17 protein-coding genes are annotated in these 19,602 nt (G+C 54.3%); 11 read left to right on the forward strand and 6 right to left on the reverse strand.

The window, feature by feature from the left end; all coding sequences use genetic code 11:
• Nucleotides 1-59 precede the first annotated feature (59 nt).
• From ACFPMF_RS04150 to ACFPMF_RS04165, 4 genes are all read left to right on the forward strand, one after another.
• Nucleotides 60-1,022 (forward strand): electron transfer flavoprotein subunit alpha/FixB family protein, encoded by a 963-nt coding sequence (locus tag ACFPMF_RS04150; protein ID WP_379841401.1) that lies wholly within the window; start codon nt 60-62, stop codon nt 1,020-1,022.
• A gap of 113 nt (nt 1,023-1,135) precedes the next feature.
• On the forward strand, nt 1,136-1,732 hold the full coding sequence (locus ACFPMF_RS04155) for a bifunctional nuclease family protein (protein WP_379841403.1): 597 nt from the start codon (nt 1,136-1,138) through the stop codon (nt 1,730-1,732).
• A 92-nt stretch (nt 1,733-1,824) separates the two neighbouring features.
• The gene (locus ACFPMF_RS04160; RefSeq protein WP_379841406.1) at nt 1,825-3,531 is read left to right on the forward strand and encodes a glutamine--tRNA ligase/YqeY domain fusion protein; all 1,707 of its coding nucleotides are present in this window, start codon (nt 1,825-1,827) and stop codon (nt 3,529-3,531) included.
• A gap of 107 nt (nt 3,532-3,638) precedes the next feature.
• Nucleotides 3,639-3,839 (forward strand): hypothetical protein, encoded by a 201-nt coding sequence (locus tag ACFPMF_RS04165; protein ID WP_379841408.1) that lies wholly within the window; start codon nt 3,639-3,641, stop codon nt 3,837-3,839.
• Between the two features lie 36 nt (nt 3,840-3,875).
• Here the strand turns inward: ACFPMF_RS04165 and ACFPMF_RS04170 are convergent, their stop codons facing one another.
• Complete coding sequence (locus tag ACFPMF_RS04170) at nt 3,876-4,838, reverse strand: YihY/virulence factor BrkB family protein (protein ID WP_379841410.1); 963 nt, start codon at nt 4,836-4,838, stop codon at nt 3,876-3,878.
• A 175-nt stretch (nt 4,839-5,013) separates the two neighbouring features.
• On the opposite strand from ACFPMF_RS04170, the gene ACFPMF_RS04175 reads away from it, so the two are divergent.
• Nucleotides 5,014-5,484, forward strand: coding sequence for a Dps family protein (locus ACFPMF_RS04175; protein ID WP_379841412.1), 471 nt, complete (start codon nt 5,014-5,016; stop codon nt 5,482-5,484).
• A 144-nt stretch (nt 5,485-5,628) separates the two neighbouring features.
• On the opposite strand, the gene ACFPMF_RS04180 is transcribed toward ACFPMF_RS04175, so the two are convergent.
• Entirely contained in the window at nt 5,629-7,275 is a 1,647-nt protein-coding gene (locus tag ACFPMF_RS04180; RefSeq protein ID WP_379841414.1) for a Na+/H+ antiporter, read from the reverse strand.
• Nucleotides 7,276-7,359: 84 nt separating this feature from the next.
• On the opposite strand from ACFPMF_RS04180, the gene ACFPMF_RS04185 reads away from it, so the two are divergent.
• Both ACFPMF_RS04185 and ACFPMF_RS04190 read left to right on the forward strand, forming a co-directional pair.
• On the forward strand, nt 7,360-8,265 hold the full coding sequence (locus tag ACFPMF_RS04185; protein WP_379841416.1) for a serine hydrolase: 906 nt from the start codon (nt 7,360-7,362) through the stop codon (nt 8,263-8,265).
• A 67-nt stretch (nt 8,266-8,332) separates the two neighbouring features.
• Nucleotides 8,333-9,565, forward strand: a complete 1,233-nt coding sequence (locus ACFPMF_RS04190) for a TlpA family protein disulfide reductase (RefSeq protein WP_379841418.1) — start codon at nt 8,333-8,335, stop codon at nt 9,563-9,565.
• A 6-nt stretch (nt 9,566-9,571) separates the two neighbouring features.
• Here the strand turns inward: ACFPMF_RS04190 and ACFPMF_RS04195 are convergent, their stop codons facing one another.
• From ACFPMF_RS04195 to ACFPMF_RS04210, 4 genes are all read right to left on the reverse strand, one after another.
• Entirely contained in the window at nt 9,572-10,420 is an 849-nt protein-coding gene (locus ACFPMF_RS04195; protein ID WP_379841420.1) for a ThuA domain-containing protein, read from the reverse strand.
• Nucleotides 10,421-10,508: 88 nt separating this feature from the next.
• Nucleotides 10,509-11,681 carry a Gfo/Idh/MocA family protein gene (locus ACFPMF_RS04200; RefSeq protein ID WP_379841422.1) on the reverse strand — a complete coding sequence of 391 codons (1,173 nt, stop codon included), beginning with the start codon at nt 11,679-11,681 and terminating at the stop codon, nt 10,509-10,511.
• Between the two features lie 90 nt (nt 11,682-11,771).
• Nucleotides 11,772-13,163 carry a putative oxidoreductase C-terminal domain-containing protein gene (locus ACFPMF_RS04205; protein WP_379841424.1) on the reverse strand — a complete coding sequence of 464 codons (1,392 nt, stop codon included), beginning with the start codon at nt 13,161-13,163 and terminating at the stop codon, nt 11,772-11,774.
• A 26-nt stretch (nt 13,164-13,189) separates the two neighbouring features.
• Entirely contained in the window at nt 13,190-14,626 is a 1,437-nt protein-coding gene (locus ACFPMF_RS04210) for a Gfo/Idh/MocA family protein (RefSeq protein WP_379841426.1), read from the reverse strand.
• Between the two features lie 118 nt (nt 14,627-14,744).
• Between ACFPMF_RS04210 and ACFPMF_RS04215 the strand changes: the two genes are divergently transcribed.
• The 4 genes from ACFPMF_RS04215 (at nt 14,745) to ACFPMF_RS04230 (ending at nt 19,598) form a co-directional block, all read left to right on the forward strand.
• On the forward strand, nt 14,745-15,086 hold the full coding sequence (locus ACFPMF_RS04215) for a hypothetical protein (protein WP_379841428.1): 342 nt from the start codon (nt 14,745-14,747) through the stop codon (nt 15,084-15,086).
• 246 nt (nt 15,087-15,332) lie between these two features.
• Entirely contained in the window at nt 15,333-17,486 is a 2,154-nt protein-coding gene (locus ACFPMF_RS04220; protein WP_379841430.1) for an alpha/beta hydrolase, read from the forward strand.
• A 227-nt stretch (nt 17,487-17,713) separates the two neighbouring features.
• The gene (locus ACFPMF_RS04225; protein WP_379841432.1) at nt 17,714-18,238 is read left to right on the forward strand and encodes a hypothetical protein; all 525 of its coding nucleotides are present in this window, start codon (nt 17,714-17,716) and stop codon (nt 18,236-18,238) included.
• A gap of 184 nt (nt 18,239-18,422) precedes the next feature.
• Nucleotides 18,423-19,598: a hypothetical protein gene (locus ACFPMF_RS04230; RefSeq protein ID WP_379841434.1), complete on the forward strand. Its 1,176-nt coding sequence runs from the start codon at nt 18,423-18,425 to the stop codon at nt 19,596-19,598.
• Nucleotides 19,599-19,602 lie beyond the last annotated feature (4 nt).

Here is a 19,602-nt window from a genome sequence, read left to right on the forward strand (position 1 = left end):
TCTGATACCCTCTATCTCTGAGTAACAACCCTTTTATGTGCCATTAAACCCAACATAAAATGTCCGTTTTAATTTTTGCTGAACTCGAAGAAGGCGCGATCAAGAAATCGTCGCTCGAAGCCATATATTACGGCTCAAAAGTAGCCGAACAAACCGGTACCACGGCCACCGCTCTGGTGCTGGGCGAAGCCAACGCCGACGAACTCGCCAAAGCGGGCCGGTTCGGGGCCACCAGGGTGCTGCACGCCAGCGATGCCCAACTGAACGAGGGCAACGCCCTGGCCTACGCCAGTGTGGTGGCCGAAGCCGCCAGCCAGGAAAAGGCCGATGTCATTGTCCTGGCCAAATCGTCGCTGGCCGATTCGCTGGCGGCCCGGCTGGCCGGAAAACTGAAAGCTGGTCTGGCGGCCAATGTCATCGAACTACCGGATCTGAGCAGCGGTTTTCGGGTCAAGCGGAGCATTTTTACCGGCAAGGCGTTTGCCGTCACGGAATTGACCGCCGACCAAAAAATCCTGACCATCAAGAAAAACACGATTACCCCCGAAGAAACCGACGCATCGGCGACGGTGGAAACCTTCAACCCGGCGTTGAACGCGAGCGATTTTGCGGTGAAAGTCACAAACACCGAAAAAGCCTCCGGCGATATCCTGTTGCCCGAAGCCGATCGGGTGGTATCGGCGGGTCGCGGCCTGAAAGGTCCCGAAAACTGGGGGATCGTGGAAGACCTGGCCAAAGCGCTCCACGCGGCCACGGCCTGTTCCAAACCGGTGTCGGACCTCGACTGGCGTCCCCACCACGAGCACGTCGGACAAACCGGCATCAAGATCAGCCCGAATCTATACATTGCGTGCGGCATCTCGGGCGCTATTCAACATCTGGCGGGCGTGAACTCATCGAAGGTCATTGTAGTTATCAACAAAGACCCCGAAGCACCGTTTTTCAAATCGGCGGATTACGGCATCGTCGGCGACGTGTTCGACGTGCTCCCCCGGCTTACGAAGGCGGTGCAGGAGTTGTAATTTGGGCCAATAAAACGTTTGCGAATCGGAAATTGGTGAGTTTTTTAGTTTCTGGCGAAAAAACTCACCAATCCCCAATCCGGTAAACTCCCAAACTCTATTAACTTTGCGCCGTGGAGAAGATTAGACTTGAAATCTTAGGATTATCGCCCAGCCAATCGCAGTCAGGTTCCTTTGCCTTGGTACTGGGGGAAGAATATGGTAACCGCCGGTTGCCAATCATCATTGGTATGTTCGAAGCACAGGCCATCGCCATCGAGATCGAGAAGATTGTGCCCAACCGCCCGATGACCCACGACCTCTTCAAATCCTTTGCCGATAAATTCGGCTTTACCGTTCGTGAAATTGTGATTTCGGACCTGCGTGAAGGTATTTTCTTTGCCCGGATCGTGTGTACCGACGGCACCCGCGAAACCGTGATCGATGCCCGCCCGTCCGATGCCATTGCCATCGGTATCCGGTTTAACGTGCAGATTTACACGTACGAAACCATTCTTTCCGAAGCCGGTATTACCACCAGCATCACCGACGAACCCGAGGAGCAGGAAGAACTCGTGCCCCAGACCACCTCCCGTTCGACGCGTTCGTTGAGTGAGCAGTTGAAAGACATGACGTACGACGAACTCCAGCAATCGCTGGATGAAGCCCTGAAAAAGGAGGAATACGAAAAAGCCGCCAAAATCCGGGACGAAATGAGTCGTCGTAACTAGGCTCCCCTTTTGCCAAGGCCGGTCAAAGGCCGTAAGTTAGTAGTTTCACCATTCGTTACTGCGGTATGACCGGAGTACCTAAAGACACTGATATGCATATTCCTGACAGTTCGGAACGCCGGAACGATGCCCCGGCGGAACGTTCGCTGAATTTTATTGAGCAAATTGTTGAGGAAGATCTGGCCAACGGTAAAAACGGCGGACGCGTCCACACGCGCTTTCCGCCCGAACCCAACGGATACCTGCACATCGGTCATGCCAAGTCGATCTGCCTGAATTTCGGCCTGGCCGACAAATACGGCGGAAAAACCAACCTGCGCTTCGACGATACCAACCCGGTGACGGAAGATACTGAGTACGTGGATTCGATCAAGGCCGACGTCCGCTGGCTGGGTTTTGAGTGGGAGAATGAATTTTATGCGTCGGACTACTTCGATCAACTGTACGAATTTGCCGAAAAGCTGATCCGGAAAGGCCTGGCCTATGTCGATGATTCGACGGCGGAAGAGATTGCCGCTCAGAAAGGGACGCCTACCGAACCCGGCAAAGAAAGTCCGTACCGCGCGCGGTCGGTGGAAGAAAACCTCGACCTCTTCCGGCGCATGAAAGCGGGCGAATTTCCGGATGGCGCGAAGGTGCTGCGGGCCAAAATTGATATGGCGTCGCCGAACATGCACTTCCGCGACCCGATCATGTACCGGATCAAACACGCGCACCACCACCGCACGGGTGATAAATGGTGCATCTATCCGATGTACGACTTTGCGCATGGCCAATCGGATTCCATCGAGCAGATTACGCACTCGCTCTGTACGCTGGAGTTTGAGGTACACCGGCCCGTATACGACTGGTATATCGAACAACTGGACATTTTCCCGTCGCGTCAAATTGAATTCGCCCGGCTGAACCTGACGTATACCGTCATGAGCAAACGGAAACTACTGCAACTGGTCAATGAAGGCCACGTGCGCGGTTGGGATGACCCCCGGATGCCGACCATCGCCGGCATTCGTCGGCGCGGTTACACTCCGGCGAGCATCCGCGAGTTTGCCGACCGGATCGGAATTGCCAAGCGCGACAACCTGATCGATGTGGGTCTGCTGGAATTCTGCATCCGCGAGGAACTGAATAAAACCACCACCCGGGTGATGGCCGTAGTCGATGAAAAACCGATCAAAGTGGTGCTGACGAATTACCCGGAAGACCAGGTCGATACGGTTTCGATCGAAAATAACCCGGAAGATCCGGGCAGCGGCCACCGTGAGGTACCGTTTTCGCGGGAACTGTATATCGAGCGGGATGATTTCCTGGAAAATCCGCCGAAAAAATACTTCCGCTTATCACCCGGCGGCCTGGTTCGGCTGAAAGGTGCGTACATTATCCGCTGCGAAGAAGTGGTTAAAAACGATGCGGGTGAGGTGGTCGAACTCCGGTGTACGTACATTCCCGAAAGCCGGAGCGGTTCGGATACGTCAGGAATCAATGTAAAAGGAACCATCCACTGGGTGTCGGTGGCCCATGCCCTCGAAGCCGAAGTTCGGTTATACGACCGTTTGCTGACCAGCGAAGACCCGGCTGCCGAAGACCGTGACTTCAAGGAGTTTATCAATCCGAACTCGCTGGAAATCGTCCGCGCGTACGTCGAACCCGGTTTAAAATCCGCCCGGGCCGGAGAGCGTTTTCAGTTCATTCGCAAAGGGTATTTCTGCATCGACCCGGATTCGACGGACAGCCAGCTGGTGTTCAATCGTACGGTCACGCTGAAAGATACCTGGGCAAAAGAGCAAAAAAAATCATAAAACCGGTTTACGGTAGTCGGTTTTCAGTACCTTGCCGGACGTAGCATGTCGGCGGCTGCCCCGAAAACCGACTACCGTAAACCGAATACCTTCTACCCCTCCCTGCCATGGCCTTTCAACCGGATTCTTTACTGAAAGACGCTGCCGAAGTGATCGACAAACGCCTTCCGATTTCGCATAAGGAACGGCTGACGGTATCGGTAAGCCCGGACCATCAGAGCCTGACCATCGATGGCCTTAACGACGAAGAACAGGAAGTCGTCAAGGAGATTCTTCGGAAAGAATATGGGTACCACGGGTTGAAATAAGGCCGCCCCCCCCGAATTCTGGCCGGAATAGCTCCCCTATTTTGCGGTTTCGAGATTTTTCTGGGGAGGTAAATTCTTCACATTTTTCTCCTTTTCCTGCTGCTCCACATAAACCGCATAATCGGCCGGCTCAATCTTGATCCCGTAATGTTCGGCGTATACCTGCGTAAATTCCGCGCCGAAGTAGAGAATGGCGGCCGTATAATAAATCCAGACCAGAATGACAATCAGCGACCCGGCGGCTCCGTAGGTGGATCCCGTGCTGGTGGTTTCGATGTACAGTCCGATCAGATAACGACCGAGCATAAACAGCAGGGCCGTAAAAATGGCTCCCCAGCGAATATCCTTCCAGGCAATTTTGGCGTCGGGCAACACCTTGAAAATGACGCCGAATAACACCGTGATGACGCCGAAGCTGACGATGAAATTGAAAATTTCGGCAAAAATGACAGCGATATCGGGAAAATACCGCTTCAGCGTATCACTCAACGCCAGTACCAAGCCATTGACGACCAGCGACACCACCAGGAGAAAACCCAGACTGACAATCAGCGAAGACGATAACAGGCGGTCTTTCAACAGCTTAACCCAGCCGCGTTTCGGCTTGGCTTTCACGCGCCAGATCAGGTTGATTGAATCCTGAATTTCAATGAATATACTGGTAGCCCCGATGATCAGGGTTACAATTCCGGAAATGAGTGCAATGTTCGTTTTCCCCGAAAGTTCGACGCTTTTGATCATATCCTGCACCTGCTTGGCGGCCTGATTGCCCACCAGTCCGTTAATCTGCGAAAACACCTGTCCGCGAATGGCCTCCTCGCCGAAGAAGATGCTGGAAATGGAAATGAGCAAAACCAGCAACGGAGCCAGTGAAAAAACCGTATAATAAGCCAGTGCAGCACTGAGTTTGAGCCCGCGATCGTTGGAAAACCCGTTATAAGCCCCCACTAGCATCGTCCAGCCATCGGCAAAGAATCGTTTTAGTTTGGATTGTGCCATATTCTTGTTGATGAAAACCCTCCTCGCTTATTTGGAATTAGATAAGACCTAAACTACAATGACAGGCCGTTGTTTGGCTTTTTGAGGTAAACAAACCTGCGGCTGGTTGGTTTTATGGGAGATATGGCATTGAAAAAAGTCTAAAAAAAGTCTAAACACTAAGACAGCACACAACATGAAAGTTAACATTGGTCTGGATCAGGACACCCTCAAACAAGTGAATGAACTCCTAAACGCCCTGCTGGCCGATCAGCACGTGTTATACATCAAAACCCGTAAATACCACTGGAACGTAGCCGGGCCGAATTTTCTGGAATACCACGAATTCTTTGAAAAACAGTACAAGCAACTCGAAGCGGCCATTGACGAAGTAGCCGAGCGAATCCGGACGCTGGGTGGCCGGCCGGTTTCGACCATGGAAGATTTTATTAAACTGACCAGCCTGAAGGAAGACAAAAGCGCCGAAGTGAAGACCGATGACATGTTCAAGCGGTTACTGGACGACCATGAGCAGTCGATTCGGGAGTTGCGCGAGGACGTCGAAAAGTGTGAAGAACTGGGCGACGCGGGAACGGCCGACTTCCTGACCGCGCTCATGGAAGCCCACGAGAAAATGGCCTGGATGCTCCGGAAATACCTGTCGTAAGCTCCCGGTTTTTAGATGCACGATCCCCGGTTTTCTGACGAATGCCGGGGATCGTGCTTTTCGGGGGATCGCCGTTTACTCCAGCACCCGCACGTTCAGGAAGCTACAGACCAACGTCTGATTGCTGCGGTTCAGTCCAGCATTTCAGCCACGCTCCTGCTGCTCGTTGTATTCAACCGGCTTCAGACGGCGCAATTGAGTTTGCAGACTCAGGCTGCGAATGTCCAGTTCCTGCTCAATCCGGCGAATGGCTTCTTCGCTGTAGGTGCCGTGCTTATGCCATTGAATGATCAGCTCGCGCTGGTGGTTGATCACCGCCAGTTCACTTTCCACGTATTCCTTGAAGTAAATCGGCGCCGTGAGCGGGTCGCCTTTTTTGGTTTTTTCGTCCATCCGGATCATGCCGTTGAGGTAGTTCGTCTGCTGTTCAAACCGGCTTTTTAATTCGCTCAGCACTTCGTCGCGCAGGTTCAGCGATAATTCCCCTTCGATGTACGTAATTGAACTGACCGTAATGGCAAGCCGGATTTTCTGTTCTTCGGCCACGGCTTTTTCCATTGGTTCCTGTACGTTCAGCCAGCGAACAAAAAAGGGCAGCGTCAAGCCCTGCAACACCAGCGTGACGAAGATCACCATGAACGACAGAAACAGAATTTCATTGCGGAGTGGGAACGCTTCTCCGCTGCGCAGCGTCAACGGCAGCGCCAGGGCCGTGGCCAGCGAAACCACGCCCCGCATACCCGCCCACGATGTGATAAACAATTCATTGGGTTTAAACCGGGGGGCTCGGCTGCGTTTCCGGCCCCAAAGCGTGTATAAATACGCCAGCGGAAAAATCCAGACGATCCGGGCCGCAATCGCCACAAAACTGATCAGAAAACCGTAGCCGACCAAAACCGGAACCGACTCACGACCGAGGGTTTTCAGAATAATGGGCAACTGCGAACCGATCAGGATAAAGACAAACCCATTCAGCAGAAAAATCAGAATATTCCAGAATCCGTTGATCTGGATCCGGGTTTGCGACGAGTAGATTTCGTAGGAATGCCAGGCCAGGTATAACCCCATGGAGACGACCGACAGGACGCCCGACAGGGCGAGGTGTTCGGCCAGCAGGAAGGTCACAAACGGTAACAACAAGGTTATCGTGGTAGCCACGGTGGGGTTTTCGAGCCGGTGGTGAATGCGGCTGAAAATGTAGCCGAGCGCGATGCCCAGCGCAATGCCCCCTCCGGCCACGACCAGAAACTGCAAACCGGCCTGCCAGAGGACAAAACCACCACTGGTCACGGCCGCAACGGCATAGCGGTAGGCAATCAGGGCCGAAGCATCGTTAACGAGACTCTCGCCTTCCAGAATGGTAATCAGCCGGTTAGGCAATCCCAGCCCCCGCGTGGCGCTGGTGGCCGCCACGGCATCCGGGGGCGAAATGATGGCCCCGAGCACGAACGCCAGGGGCCACGTAAAACCGGGAATGGCGTAATGAGCCACCACCGCAACGGCCACCGTCGTAAAAAAAACCAGCCACACCGCCAGCAAACCGATGGGCCGCCGGTAGGCCTTGAATTCGTGCCACGAAATGTTACCGGCCGCTTCGTAAAGTAAGGGCGGGAGAAAGATCAGGAAGACCACATCAGATTCCAGGCGAATGTCCGGAAGGCTCGGAATGAAGCCCAGCACCAGCCCCGCACACACCAGCAAAATTGGATACGGAATTTTCAGTTTTTGGGTTATCGAAGCCAGAGCGGCCAGCACGGCCATCAGCAACAAGACAATTTCAAGATTGGTCATCGAAAAGAGGTCAACGGTTTTCGGAAAATGCGTATTTTGTCAACGGATGATTCAACACGGATACAATTGATACTTCATCACACTATGGTTTTTCTTCACTCTAAAATCACCGCTCCCTACTTTCTTCTATTGATTCTGGCGTCTTCCGTTTTTGCGCAAACGAAGCCCTCCCTGGATCAGCTTCGGCACCAGATTGAGCATGAATTGGGCCAACAGCCGGGGCGGTTTGCGGTCGCCTTCCGGGATTTAACCACCGGACGGGAGCTTTTGATTCACGAACACGAAGATTTTCACGCGGCCAGCACCATGAAAACGCCGGTCATGATCGAGGTGTACAAGCAGGCGGCCGAAAAGCGGCTTTCCCTCTCCGACTCCATTCTCATCAAAAACGAGTTCAAGAGTATCGTCGATGGCAGCCCGTTCAGCCTGAAAGCAACCGATGACAGTGATACACTGATTTACACAAAAATCGGCACCAAACGAACCCTGGCGGCACTGGTTTACGATATGATTATCGTCAGCAGCAACCTGGCCACCAACCTCGTCATCGACCGGGTAGACGCCCGAAACGTGACGCAGACCATGCGCGGCTACGGCGCCAAAAACATCCAGATCCAGCGAGGTGTCGAAGATACAAAGGCCTTTCAGCAGGGTCTGAACAACACCACAACGGCCTACGACCTGATGCTGATTTTTGACCGGATTGCCACCGGAAAAGCTGTTAGCCCCGAAGCGTCCGAGGCCATGATCGGGATTCTGCTCGATCAGCAATTCAACTCGGTCATTCCCGCCCAACTCCCCCAAACGGTGAAAGTCGCCCACAAAACCGGCTCAATTGTGGGCGTACACCACGATTCGGGTATTGTGATGCTGCCCGACGGTCGCCGATACGTGCTGGTGCTGCTGGGAAAAGACCTGAAAGATGACAAAACCGCCACCTCCGCCATGGCGACGGTTTCGCGTCTGATTTACGATTTTGTCACAAAATAAACCGGAGAGGCAACCCCTTTCAGGTTTACTTTGGACTGCTATTTGCTTGGCAATCCAATAAAGAACTATGAAACCGATTGTACCGCTGCTCCTTTTTATAATCCAGTGCGCTATTGTCCGGGCGCAGGATATTTATCCGGGCCCCCGTCCCGAAACCGTGTTTACGACGACGACCGAACACGGTTTTCTGACCGAATTCACCAACAAGTTCCAGGCAGATTTTGACGTACCGACGCAATACGAAAAAGCAAAAAACCTTGGGGTCGATGGGTGGGAAATGAGTCTGTTCACGGCCCGGCAAGCGCAACTGGCGTTTTACAGGGATCACCCGCAAACCACCCGGTTTTCCGGAAACTTCCGCCAATACATTGAAAACTGTATCCGCTGGAATTACTGGCATCTGCTGCTGGCGTGGCCCATCGTCCGAACTAACGCGCAGGCCACGCAGCAAACCGTCCCGGCGCTCCCGACCGTCATGCTGGAAGGGTTTGACGCCTTGAACGTCAACGACGAGAACGCGATGCTCGCCGAACCCTACCGGAATTTCCTGTTTTACTACGTCACCTATTTCAATTCCAAAGCCCGGAATTTTGCTAAGTACACGGCTACTGAAGCGCACAAAATTCTGCCGGAAAAGGCCGGTTTTACCCGGCAGCACCTGAGCGGAAAACCGTACCAGTATGCGCTCGCCCGGCTTTTACTGGATCAATGCGACAAATCCGCCCCCTCTTCGGTTCGGGAGGTGTTTGCCACCCTGACGGCCACGCCCGGTTCGGCGGCTTATGCGGAGCGGGTCAACGAACGGTGCGGAGCCGTGATGGCCCGAAAGGACGACCCCAAACCGGAAGCTTCGGCAAAAAAGAAACCAATTGATCCGAATATCTTCTCTTTTGTCAACCCAAATGGAGAAGCGGTTACGCTGGAGGAGTATAAAGGTAAAGTGGTTTACCTCGACATCTGGGCCAGCTGGTGCGGCCCCTGCATCGGCGAAATCCCGCATTCGAAACAACTTCACGAGCGGTTTTCGAAGAAACAACGGGAAAAAGTCGTTTTCCTCTACGTGTCGATCGACGATTCGGAAACGAACTGGAAGAATGCCCTGCAAAAACACCAGCTACCCGGCGACCAGGGTTGGTCGCCGGGCGGCTGGCGTTCGCGCATTGTTCAGTATTTTGGCCTCAACAGCATTCCGCGGTATATCCTGATCGACAAGAAAGGCAACATGGCGGATCTCAACGCCAAACGGCCCAGTTCCGCCGATGCGATTTATCAGGATATCCTCAAGCTGCTGGACGACTGAGCGGTTTTAATTATCCCGCAGGGGGGTATCCCGCGAATCGGCATAGGCTTTCGAGAAGTCGATTTTTTTCACCTGACTGGCCACGTGTCGGATGCCCTGGAAGATGTGTTTCATGAACAGCGGCTCGGAATAATCCTTCTTGTCGTGTCCGAGCGTCGTACACCACGTATAACCGCCGTCGAAGTTGTAGTACCAGGTAGCCGGGTACAAGTGCGTGAACGTGCCGCCGAACATCTTCACTTTTTCCGGCTCGTCGCTCGTAAGCGAGGTCAGGTCGTGGGCCATGATCACCGTCGGGCCGGGCGACATTTCCTTGGTGAAATAAAACTCATCCTCCTTCTCCCACACCTTCGGAATGCCCTGCATCGACGGGTGTTTGGTGTCGATCACGACGGTTTTGAACTTCTGAAACTTGGGGTGCCAGGCAAAGGTGCCACCGATCATCCGTTTGAACCACGTCCAGTTCCGCTCGGTTCCGGTCACCGAATGAACGCCCACAAAACCGCCCCCGGCTTCGATGTAACGCCGGAACGCCAGCCGCTGGTCATCCGTATCGAACACGTCGTTGTTCGTACTGGGAAAAACGAGCAGGGTGTACTGCTTGAGATTGTCTTCCGTAAAAACCGCGGGCTGGTCCGTCACATCCACCTTAAAACCGTGTTCTTCTCCCAGTTTCTGAATACTTTTGGCCGCATACGGAATGTTTTCATGAACATACCCTTTGCCATTTTTGGTATACACCAGCACCTTGACTTTCTTCCAGTTGACGGAAGGGCCATTTTGACCCGAGACGGTAACGGCGCTCAGCAACCAACTCAATAACCCGGCCAGAAAAACAGTAGTAATGCGATTCATAGTTTTGAGGTAACGAACGAAAACAATCTACTAAAACGGTCAAAAACCGCTCGGGTGAGCGGTTTTTGACCCACTGGAATTTCTCAACTCAAGCCCGCAACTTAACATTCTGGGCATTTTTCTGGGCTTTCAGGGCCAGTTCAGTGGCCAGAAAACAGTGAGCCTGGGTCATGGCGGTTTCGGTCCGGTTCAGAATGTCATCGACGAGCTGGGTGCCGTAGGGAGTCACTTCCTGGCTGCAATCGATGTATTTCGTTTCCTTGTTATCGACCAGAAACAGGTGATTGCCACCGTTGCGGCCCCCAATGTCCACGTTTTTCCGCAGTTCGATAAAGCCTTCCGTACCCAGAACCGTCAGTCGGCCATCGCCCCAGGATTTCAGGCCATCGGGTGTAAACCAGTCCACCCGGATGTAGCCAGTGCCGCCGTTGCCGCGCACCATGGCATCGCCAAAATCCTCGAATTTGGGATACTGCGGGTGATTGGTGTTGCCCACCTGCGAGGCCACTACTTCTGCCGAGGTGGAATTCGTAAAAAACAGGAACTGGTCGAACTGGTGGGACGCAATGTCGCAGATAATGCCGCCAAACCGTTGTTTGTCCCAGAACCACTCGGGTCTGGTTTTGGGATTGACGCGGTGCGGCCCCAGCCCGATCGTCTGAATCACCTTGCCAATGGCACCGGCCTTGACCAGTTCCCCGGCTTTTACCGTCGCCTTGTTTTCAAAGCGTTCACTGTACATGATCGAGTAAATCCGCTTCGTTTCTTTCTGCACCTTGCGAACGTCGGCCAGTTGCTCCAGCGTGGTAATTCCCGGTTTGTCGGCCATGTAGTCCTTCCCGGCTTTCATCACACGGATACCGAGCGGAGCCCGCTCGTCGGGAATTCCGGCGCTGACGACCAGTTGAATCGAACGATCGTCGAGAATTTCCTTTTCGCTTTTGGCGAGTTTCGCTTCGGGATAACGTTTGGCAAACGCAGCCGCCAGATCAGGCTCCCTGGCGAAAAAGGACACCAGTTGACCGCCCCCCCGGATCACGGCTTCCACCTGCCCGTAAATATGGCCGTGGTTCAGGCCGATGGCCGAAAACCGGATGCGCGGGGCTGCTTTGGCCGCTTTGCTTCCCAGAATATGGACAGTAGGCCGCGCGTCCGCAGCGGCCAGCAGATCGCCGGGCATCGCTGACAAACCGGCTAAACCGGCGGCCGTGACAACGGATTCTTTCAGAAACCGCCGTCGATTGGCTTGAGAATCGTTCATACTATAAAGAGTAAATGCGTGAAAGACCAGGCCGGCGTACCAGCGAAAAGCAGGAGGATAAGCGGATGCCACCGCTCGTTCACTCGTTCGCTATTTCACGCCGGATTTTTTCGCCAGTTCAAGGGCCTGCGTAGTTGTGTAATATTTAGTAATCATGTTCGGCACCTCCCAGGCCGGTAGCGTACCGGTTTTCAGATACTCCAGATACTTCCGGGCAACCCGTCCAAAATGCGCTTCGTGCCCTTCCTTGAATTTTTCGGGAATGACCACCTCCCAGCCTTTGGCGATTTTCTTCACCTCAAGCCCGGGAAACTCCTGCTGAATGGCCGGTAAAACCGTCTGCAGAGCGGCCGTCAAATCCGTTTTGCCGTCTGCCGATTCGATGTACAGCGTCGGTTTGTACTGTTGCTCGGCCCCCTGCCGGATGATCAGGTTCGCCTTCGTGCCCCGCATGATCGAATAGTGCGTGTCACCGGTTCCCTCCGGCGCCTTATACGCCCAGATCACCGATACTTTGGCGTGAACGCCCTTCAGTTCGTAATTGATCTCACCGTTGCTGTATACCCGCAAAACGCTGTCTTTCACCACATCTTTCTTCAGGTAGTCCGGAAAAGCGGTCTGTTTCGTGATGGCGGTAAACTGGCTCAGGGTCATATCGGTCGTCCACCGCCGGGCCGACGTCAGCCGGACGTCTTTCTGATAATCCAGCGTTTGTTCGGGAAAACACTCCCACTGAACCAGATCGACCAGGTGCGTCGTCACGTCGACAATGCCTTCGCCCTGCTGCGCGACATCCATGAACCAGGCCGGACGCGTCAGAATACTGCCCGACACATTCTTGTAAAAATGGTGAACGCTTTCCTTCGTCACCGCCGGGTTGTCCGGGGTTCCTTTTTCGAGCGTTCCGAATACCTCGGCCTGTTGCGAAAACGCCCGTTGCAGCATCGTCGTGATTTCGTACCGCTCGGTCATGATATCATACAGCAAGACCTTGTTTTTTTCGGCGGTCGAAAAAGCCTCTTTCAACTGGTCGAAATTGGCCGCACTGATCGCCATTGGTTTGTCGGCCAGCACATTAAAGCCAGCGGCTACGGTTTTCTGGATGTAATCGGTTTTCAGGCGGTTATTGCCGGCCATCACCACCACATTGCTCGATTTGGTAGCCGCCCGGTCGGCCAGCATTTTGTCAAAAAAATCGGCGTTGAGGTATACATCCTCGTACCAGTGGGTTGGCTCATCGGCCCGGGTATTGTAGCCTTTGATTTTATCCAGGTGCAATTGCACGTCCGGTCCATCGGGTGCATACACATGAACGGTAGAATCGACGCCCTCCAGCATGCTTTTCTGCACCAGAGCCGCATGAAAGTGGCCGGGATCGAGCGTAATCAGATGAATCATTTCATCCTTTGTTTGATCAGAAGACTGACACGAGATAAATAGAGCCGCCAGCAACAAGCCGCCGGCAACGGTGGATACGTTCATTCGAATGAGGTTAGTTACAGCGCAAATTAACGGGATTTGGTCGAAGCCACGGCCTTGATGGCGTAGGGCGACCGTTGGGTACGCGACAGCAGTTTGTTGGCGTCGGCGTCGTTCTTGAATTGTTCTTTTTGGGGATCCCAGTACAGCTTCCGGTTCAGTTTCATGGCGGCATGGTGCAGCAGACAGGCCGAGCACGACCGGTGTCCGACCTCGGCGGGCGCAATCGGCTCCTTGCGGCTCACGATGCTCTCAAGCCAGTTGCCGTGGTGTTCCTTGCTGACGGTCAAATGGATCTCGTTCGGGCCAATGACAGACGAAAGAATTTTCGGATCGCTGGCGTCGAGGGCCTTTGCCGCCCGTTGTTTGTCGACCGGATCGCTCGCCGTCACCGACGCGTCCCCCCGCGACACAAAAATCCAGCCTTCGGTACCTTCGAATCTGATGCCGTTGGGCAGCTCGTTGCTTACGATCATGTGGACGCCGTTTTCGTACCGGGCTTCGGTCCGGAAAATGCCGTGCACATCCCACAACCCGCTTTTCGGGAAATCGGCCTTGCCCCAGATTTCAACAGGTCCGGTGTATTCGGTATTCATGGCCCAGTGCGCGCAGTCGATATGGTGCGACCCCCAGCCGGTGATCATTCCGGCACCGAACTGTTCGCAGCGCAACCAGCCCGGCCGATCGTAGCCCACCTGCGGATGGACGCGTTTTTCGGTATAATACACCTCGGGCGTTGTGCCGAGCCACATGTCGTAATTCAGGTTTTTCGGAACGGGCATCTGCGGTTCTTCGTCGCCCGACGGGTCGCCCGGCAACCCGACATAGACGGTTTTTAGCTGGCCAATGCGCCCGTTGCGTACCAGCTCGGCCGCATACCGGAACTGGTGCGACGACCGCTGCTGGCTGCCCACCTGCATGATCCGGCCCGTCCGTTTGACGGCATCAGCCATCAGGCGGCCTTCCGAAATCGTCAGCGAAGCCGGTTTCTGCATGTAAACATCCTTGCCTGCTTCGACCGAATGCACCACCATCGGTGCGTGCCAGTGGTCGGGCGTACTGATAATGACCGCGTCAATATCTTTATTCGTCAGCAATTCGCGGTAATCGGTATAGACCTTTACCCCGTCGTAGTCCTTGCCGTTTTTTTTCGTGTAATAACGGTTCACGAGTTGTTTTCCATCCTCCGCCCGTTTGCTATCCACATCGCAAACCGCCATAATCAGGGCATTATCGTACTGCAACACACTCGGCATATCGTGGGTGCGAGAAATGCGTCCAACCCCCAGCGCGCCGATATTGATGCGGTTACTGGGCGCATTTTTCCCAAATACCGAAGCTGGTACAATGGCAGGAAAACCGCTTATCAGCGCCGTCGTGGCCAGCGTTCCTTTCGTGGTCAGGTCAAGAAATTTTCGCCGGGTAACGCTTTTCCGGGAAAGAACTGATTTTTTTTCCGGTTCCATAAGATTGGTTGGGGTTTACGAAGTTTTTCGATGAAAACACTTCTGTCGGTATCTATAAGAAGAAACCGGACCATTTTTACTACTCCTTTTTTAGAAACTCCGGTGCCAGCGTCGCCCGGTGAAGCGATTTTACGGGTTGGAGGGGACCATCAACCGCTCGACGGCCGGTTTTTTCCATTTAACCGATTTTAATTCGTTCCAAACCGTCTACGGCCCTACTTTCGCGCCCGAATCCGACAACACTACTACACTGATGAACAAGGACTTGAAAATCATTCCCTCGGCCCTCGGGCTGGCCCTGGGCCTTTGCTGGATCATTGTCAACGGCGGTGCCAGCCACGACCTCACAGTCAGCAAAACACCGGTCGCCGGAACCACAAAAATCCGCCCGACTACTGCCAGTCGGCCCGCAATGCCCGGGCGCGACACCCTGCAGGCGAGTCGCTCCGTTCAACCGTAATCAAAAGCGTCGGTCCTGCGCTCTCCTGATCGGTCAACAAGATGGCCCTACCGCTGCGGCATGGCCTGGTTTTTCGTGTCTTCTCCCGTCGGTGCATCGGGTCCGTTCCCCGCCTATCAAGTAGATTTTTTTGCGTTTTCTGCTTTTACGTGAGGTAGAAGCAGGTTCTTTCCGCTTCTCCGGTTCCAAGTTGACCGACACCCGCCCGGGTGCAAAATCCCAAAATATTCACCGTTCGAAGAATTCATGTGCGCATTGATCTCCTCCGTGACCAAACCGGTTTCGGCAATTCTTGTCTTCCTGTTGCTGGCCCGTATTGCTGTTGGCCAGGAAAATCTGGACGTTTTTAATTACTGGCATTACGACGAAGGCTCTCCGTCAACCAGTCTGTACCGGCATTTGTGCCAGCGGGCGTTCCATCAGCTGGAGCAACGGCAGCGGGCCATCGAAAAGCTGAAAACACCGGCCGACTGGCAGAAACGGCAGGCAGACGTTCGGGCGAAACTCCGCAAAGTGATGGGACCCTTCCCGGAAAAAACGCCCCTGAATCCGGTTATAACGGGGACCATTCAACGGGACGATTTTACGGTCGAAAAACTCTATTTCGAATCACGGCCGGGTTATTTTGTAACGGCGGCTCTGTTTCTGCCCAAAAACCGGCCCGGAAAACTACCCGCCATTCTGTACTGCAGCGGCCACAGTATCAACGGTTTTCGGTCGGAGGCCTACCAGCGAATCATCCTGAATTACGTCAAAAAAGGCTTTGCGGTGCTGGCTTTTGACCCGATCGGCCAGGGGGAGCGACGGCAATATGCCGACGAATCCGTTGTCAGAAAATCCGCCGTCAACGAGCATTCCTACCCCGGTGCCCAGTCGTTCATGGCGGGGCTTTCACCGGCGAATTATTTTGTCTGGGATGGTATCCGCGCAGTCGACTACTTACTCAGCCGAACCGAGATTGATGCCGGTCGGATCGGAATTGCCGGCCGGTCGGGGGGCGGAACGCAAAGTGCCTACATTGCCGCCATGGACGACCGGATTCTGGCCGCTGCCCCGGAATGTTATCTCACCACGTTCGACAAGCAACTGCGTTCCAGAGGGCCGCAGGACGCCGAGCAAAACCTGCTCTACGGACTGGAAAATGGCCTTGATCTGGCCGATTATCTCGAAGTCCGGGCTCCCAAACCCGCCCTGATCGTCAGTACCACGCGGGATATTTTCAGCATTCAGGGGACCCGGGATCTTTTTCAGGAAACGAAAAAAGCCTATGCGGCCCTGGGAAAACCGGACCAGTTGCTGATGGTGGAAGACGACGCCGAGCATATGTCTACGCGCAAAAACCGGGAAGCCTCCTACGCGTTTTTTCAGCAATACCTCACCAATCCCGGTAGCTCCGCCGATCTGGAGGTGACGCTTTTCAAAGATGAGGAGTTGTATGTAACGCCAAGGGGCCAGGTGTATGCCACGCTGAAGGGGGAAACCCTGTTTTCGCTGACGCAAACGCACCTCCGGAAAAACCGGTCGGAACCGCCGGGGGATGCGGCCAGGCTGCGCGAAACGGTCCGATCGATAACGGGCTACGAAAAACCGGCTTCCGGTGGCGAGGTCGTTTTTTCGGGCCGCTTCCAGCGCGATACCTACGCGATTGAGAAATACCTTGTCACGGGGCCGGGCAAGTATGCGATACCGGTTTTGTGGTTAAAACCGACCCGAAAAACCGGAAAAACCGTCCTGTTACTGGATGACCGGGGAAAAGCCGTTGCTGCTCAAAAAGGCGAATGGGCCGATCAACTCGCCAGGGAAGGTCACGACATAATCATTCCCGACCTGAGCGGCACGGGCGAATTAGGGACCGGCTACCCCAAAGACGGGGATTCCATCATCGGGGGGGTGCCCCTGAATTTGTGGTTTACGGGCCTGCTGACGCACAAAAATCTGGTGGCGGTTCGGGCGGAGGAAATTGAAATCCTGGCCGGTTTTATCCGGAAAAGTCTGGGCACCCCACAGCCCCTGGCGGTGGCCGCACGGGGAACGATGGGGCCGGATCTGCTCCACGCTGCGGTCCTGAGCAATGCCTTCAGCCACTGCATCCTGCTGAATTCGCTGGTGTCTTACCAGGCCATCATCGATGAAATGCATTACAACCCGGCCTTTATCCTGTCCGCCGTGGCCGGAGCCTTACCGTTCTATGACCTCCCGGTTTTGGCCGCATCACTGACGGCGCAAAAGCTTCTGATTATTAACCCTGTGGATGCCACCAACCGGGAAATGACGACCGAAAGGGCCAAAACCGCCTATTCGGATGCCCTGCGAACGCCAGCGGCACGTGCGTCGCTGAACCTCCAGCAGAACGTAAAACCGGAACACTATTTTTCCGTGATCAACAATTGGTTACGCTAAACACGCTATCCGGTGTTGTTTCCGGGGATGGCGCGAAGGGGATGGTTTACCGTTGGCTGATGGCCTCAAAACGCAGGCAGCGTCAGCCAACGGTAAACCATAAACTGAAAACCGTATAATATATTAGGATGGCCGTCCGTTGAGTAAAACAGCGTTTCTCACCCGCGATCTGAAAATAATTCAATAACTTGCGGCCTTACATTTATTAGCCTGAAAAACCTTATCTCATGAAAAAAGCATTGCTGCTCCTTTTAGTGGGCGTTACTCTGTTCGTAAGCTGTGGTAAAGATGATGACGATCAACCAGCGGTAAAAACAAAATCTGAAATCCTTGTCCGTACCTGGGAGGTACAAACTGCCATTGTTACCCTCGGCACCTTACCTCCTGTAACCGGTTATATCAAAGGTAATCCCGGCCCGGTGCTCGACATGAGTAAGTTCCGGTTTGAATTCAAAAGCAACGGTGATTTTGTGCAAACCGGTATTGATGGGACACAAGTTACCGGCAAGTGGACACTGACCGATAATGACACAAAACTAACGTTGACAACAGCCGCGCTCCCGGCCCCGGACGTGTGGAAAGCGGACAACATCACCGAGCAAAATCTGGATATTAGTCGGGATATTGCGGGCAATTCGACCGCTCCCGGCGATGTTTACTGGAAAAACCTGATCGATACGTACGGCAAAGCCCTGAACCTTTCTTCCGCCAACGGGGTAAAAATCGTAATCAAGACAATTCCCGTAAAATAGCCAACGCTGATTTTTTTTCAAACCGCACCGGAGCCGCTGGCTCCGGTGCGGTTTTAGTTTGGCCCCTGCCGTTTGACCCGCGTTTTTCTGAGGTTCAGGAATCCGAATCCTCAATTGAGCAGGAAGCAGGTCCCGGAAAAGAGGACGTTCTGCCATCTTTGCGGTGAACGAACAACCAATCCGCATGGACGCATTGATCAACATCCGGCCCCTTCTGCCGGGTCTGTTGGCTATTCTTTTGGGGGTAAACGGGCTGGCGCAATCGACCGGGTGCCGACCCGAAGATGCTCAGGCTATTCAGACATCCTGGGTCCGTAAGCCGGACGCCCTGGGGGCCATCGGGCCGGATTTCCCGCGAAAGAGCCTGCCACTGGTGTTCGAACGGCAGGAAAAAATCCTCAACCTCCTGCAAAAAGCCTACCCGAATCCGCGCGGACTGGAAGCCCGGGCCTACCGAATCATCAAGAGCGATCCCGCCAACGACTATAAACACCTGCCGCCGAATGCGCCCTTGCGGTATTCCGTCACCACCTATTATCTGCATTACTGGTGTTTCCGGGGAAAACCGGAACGGTCGGCCGAAACCGGCACCTGGATCGAGTGCTACGTGAATTCGCTCTGGCAATTCATGGAATCGATCAGTGAACGGGAATATCTGTTACCGAACGGCCAGTCGATTTTTTACATGCCCGAACGGGTGGGCGACCTAAAAGGCTATGCCGTTTACAGCCCGCATCCGACCCGGCGGGAGAACCGGCAGGAGTCGATTCTGCTGGTGCCGGGAAACCGCCTGCCCGTGCGGCCCGTCAGCCGGGAGGAGTTGGTGCGGTCGCTTCAGCGGCATATCCGGCACTTCCTCAAAGAAAACGATGAAACGACGCGTGTGCTCGAAGCCGGGTTGAAGGAAACGCTGGCCTATGCCGACCAACCCGGTTCATTCAAAACCGAAGCCGAACGCGAAAAATACAAGGAAGACAACCGCCGAAGCATCGGGAACGGCCGGATCAAGCGCGATAAAACCGCCCAGGAGTTCCGGCAAAATTACGACCGGCTGGAAGCTCTGCTCGCGGCCATGAGCCCGCAGGAACGGGCCTCGCAGGCCATCATCGAAAATCCGTACGACCTGATGACCCAATATCGCGGCAAAGGAACCTTTGAAGCCCAGGCCGTGAAGGGTCGGCCGCTGGTGACGCACGATCTTCAGTACCACGACCCGACCTTGCCCCGGCACGCCATTCAGTCGATTCAGTTGCTGATGAAATACGAAACCTCCGCCAACCTGGTGGCCAAACGGGACCTGATGGAGCAATTCCGCCAGAACATCGATCTGGACGGCCTGAAGGCCCTGATCGGACACTGAGTTT

The sequence above is a fragment of the Larkinella bovis genome (assembly GCF_042655385.1).
Classification (GTDB): domain Bacteria; phylum Bacteroidota; class Bacteroidia; order Cytophagales; family Spirosomataceae; genus Larkinella; species Larkinella bovis.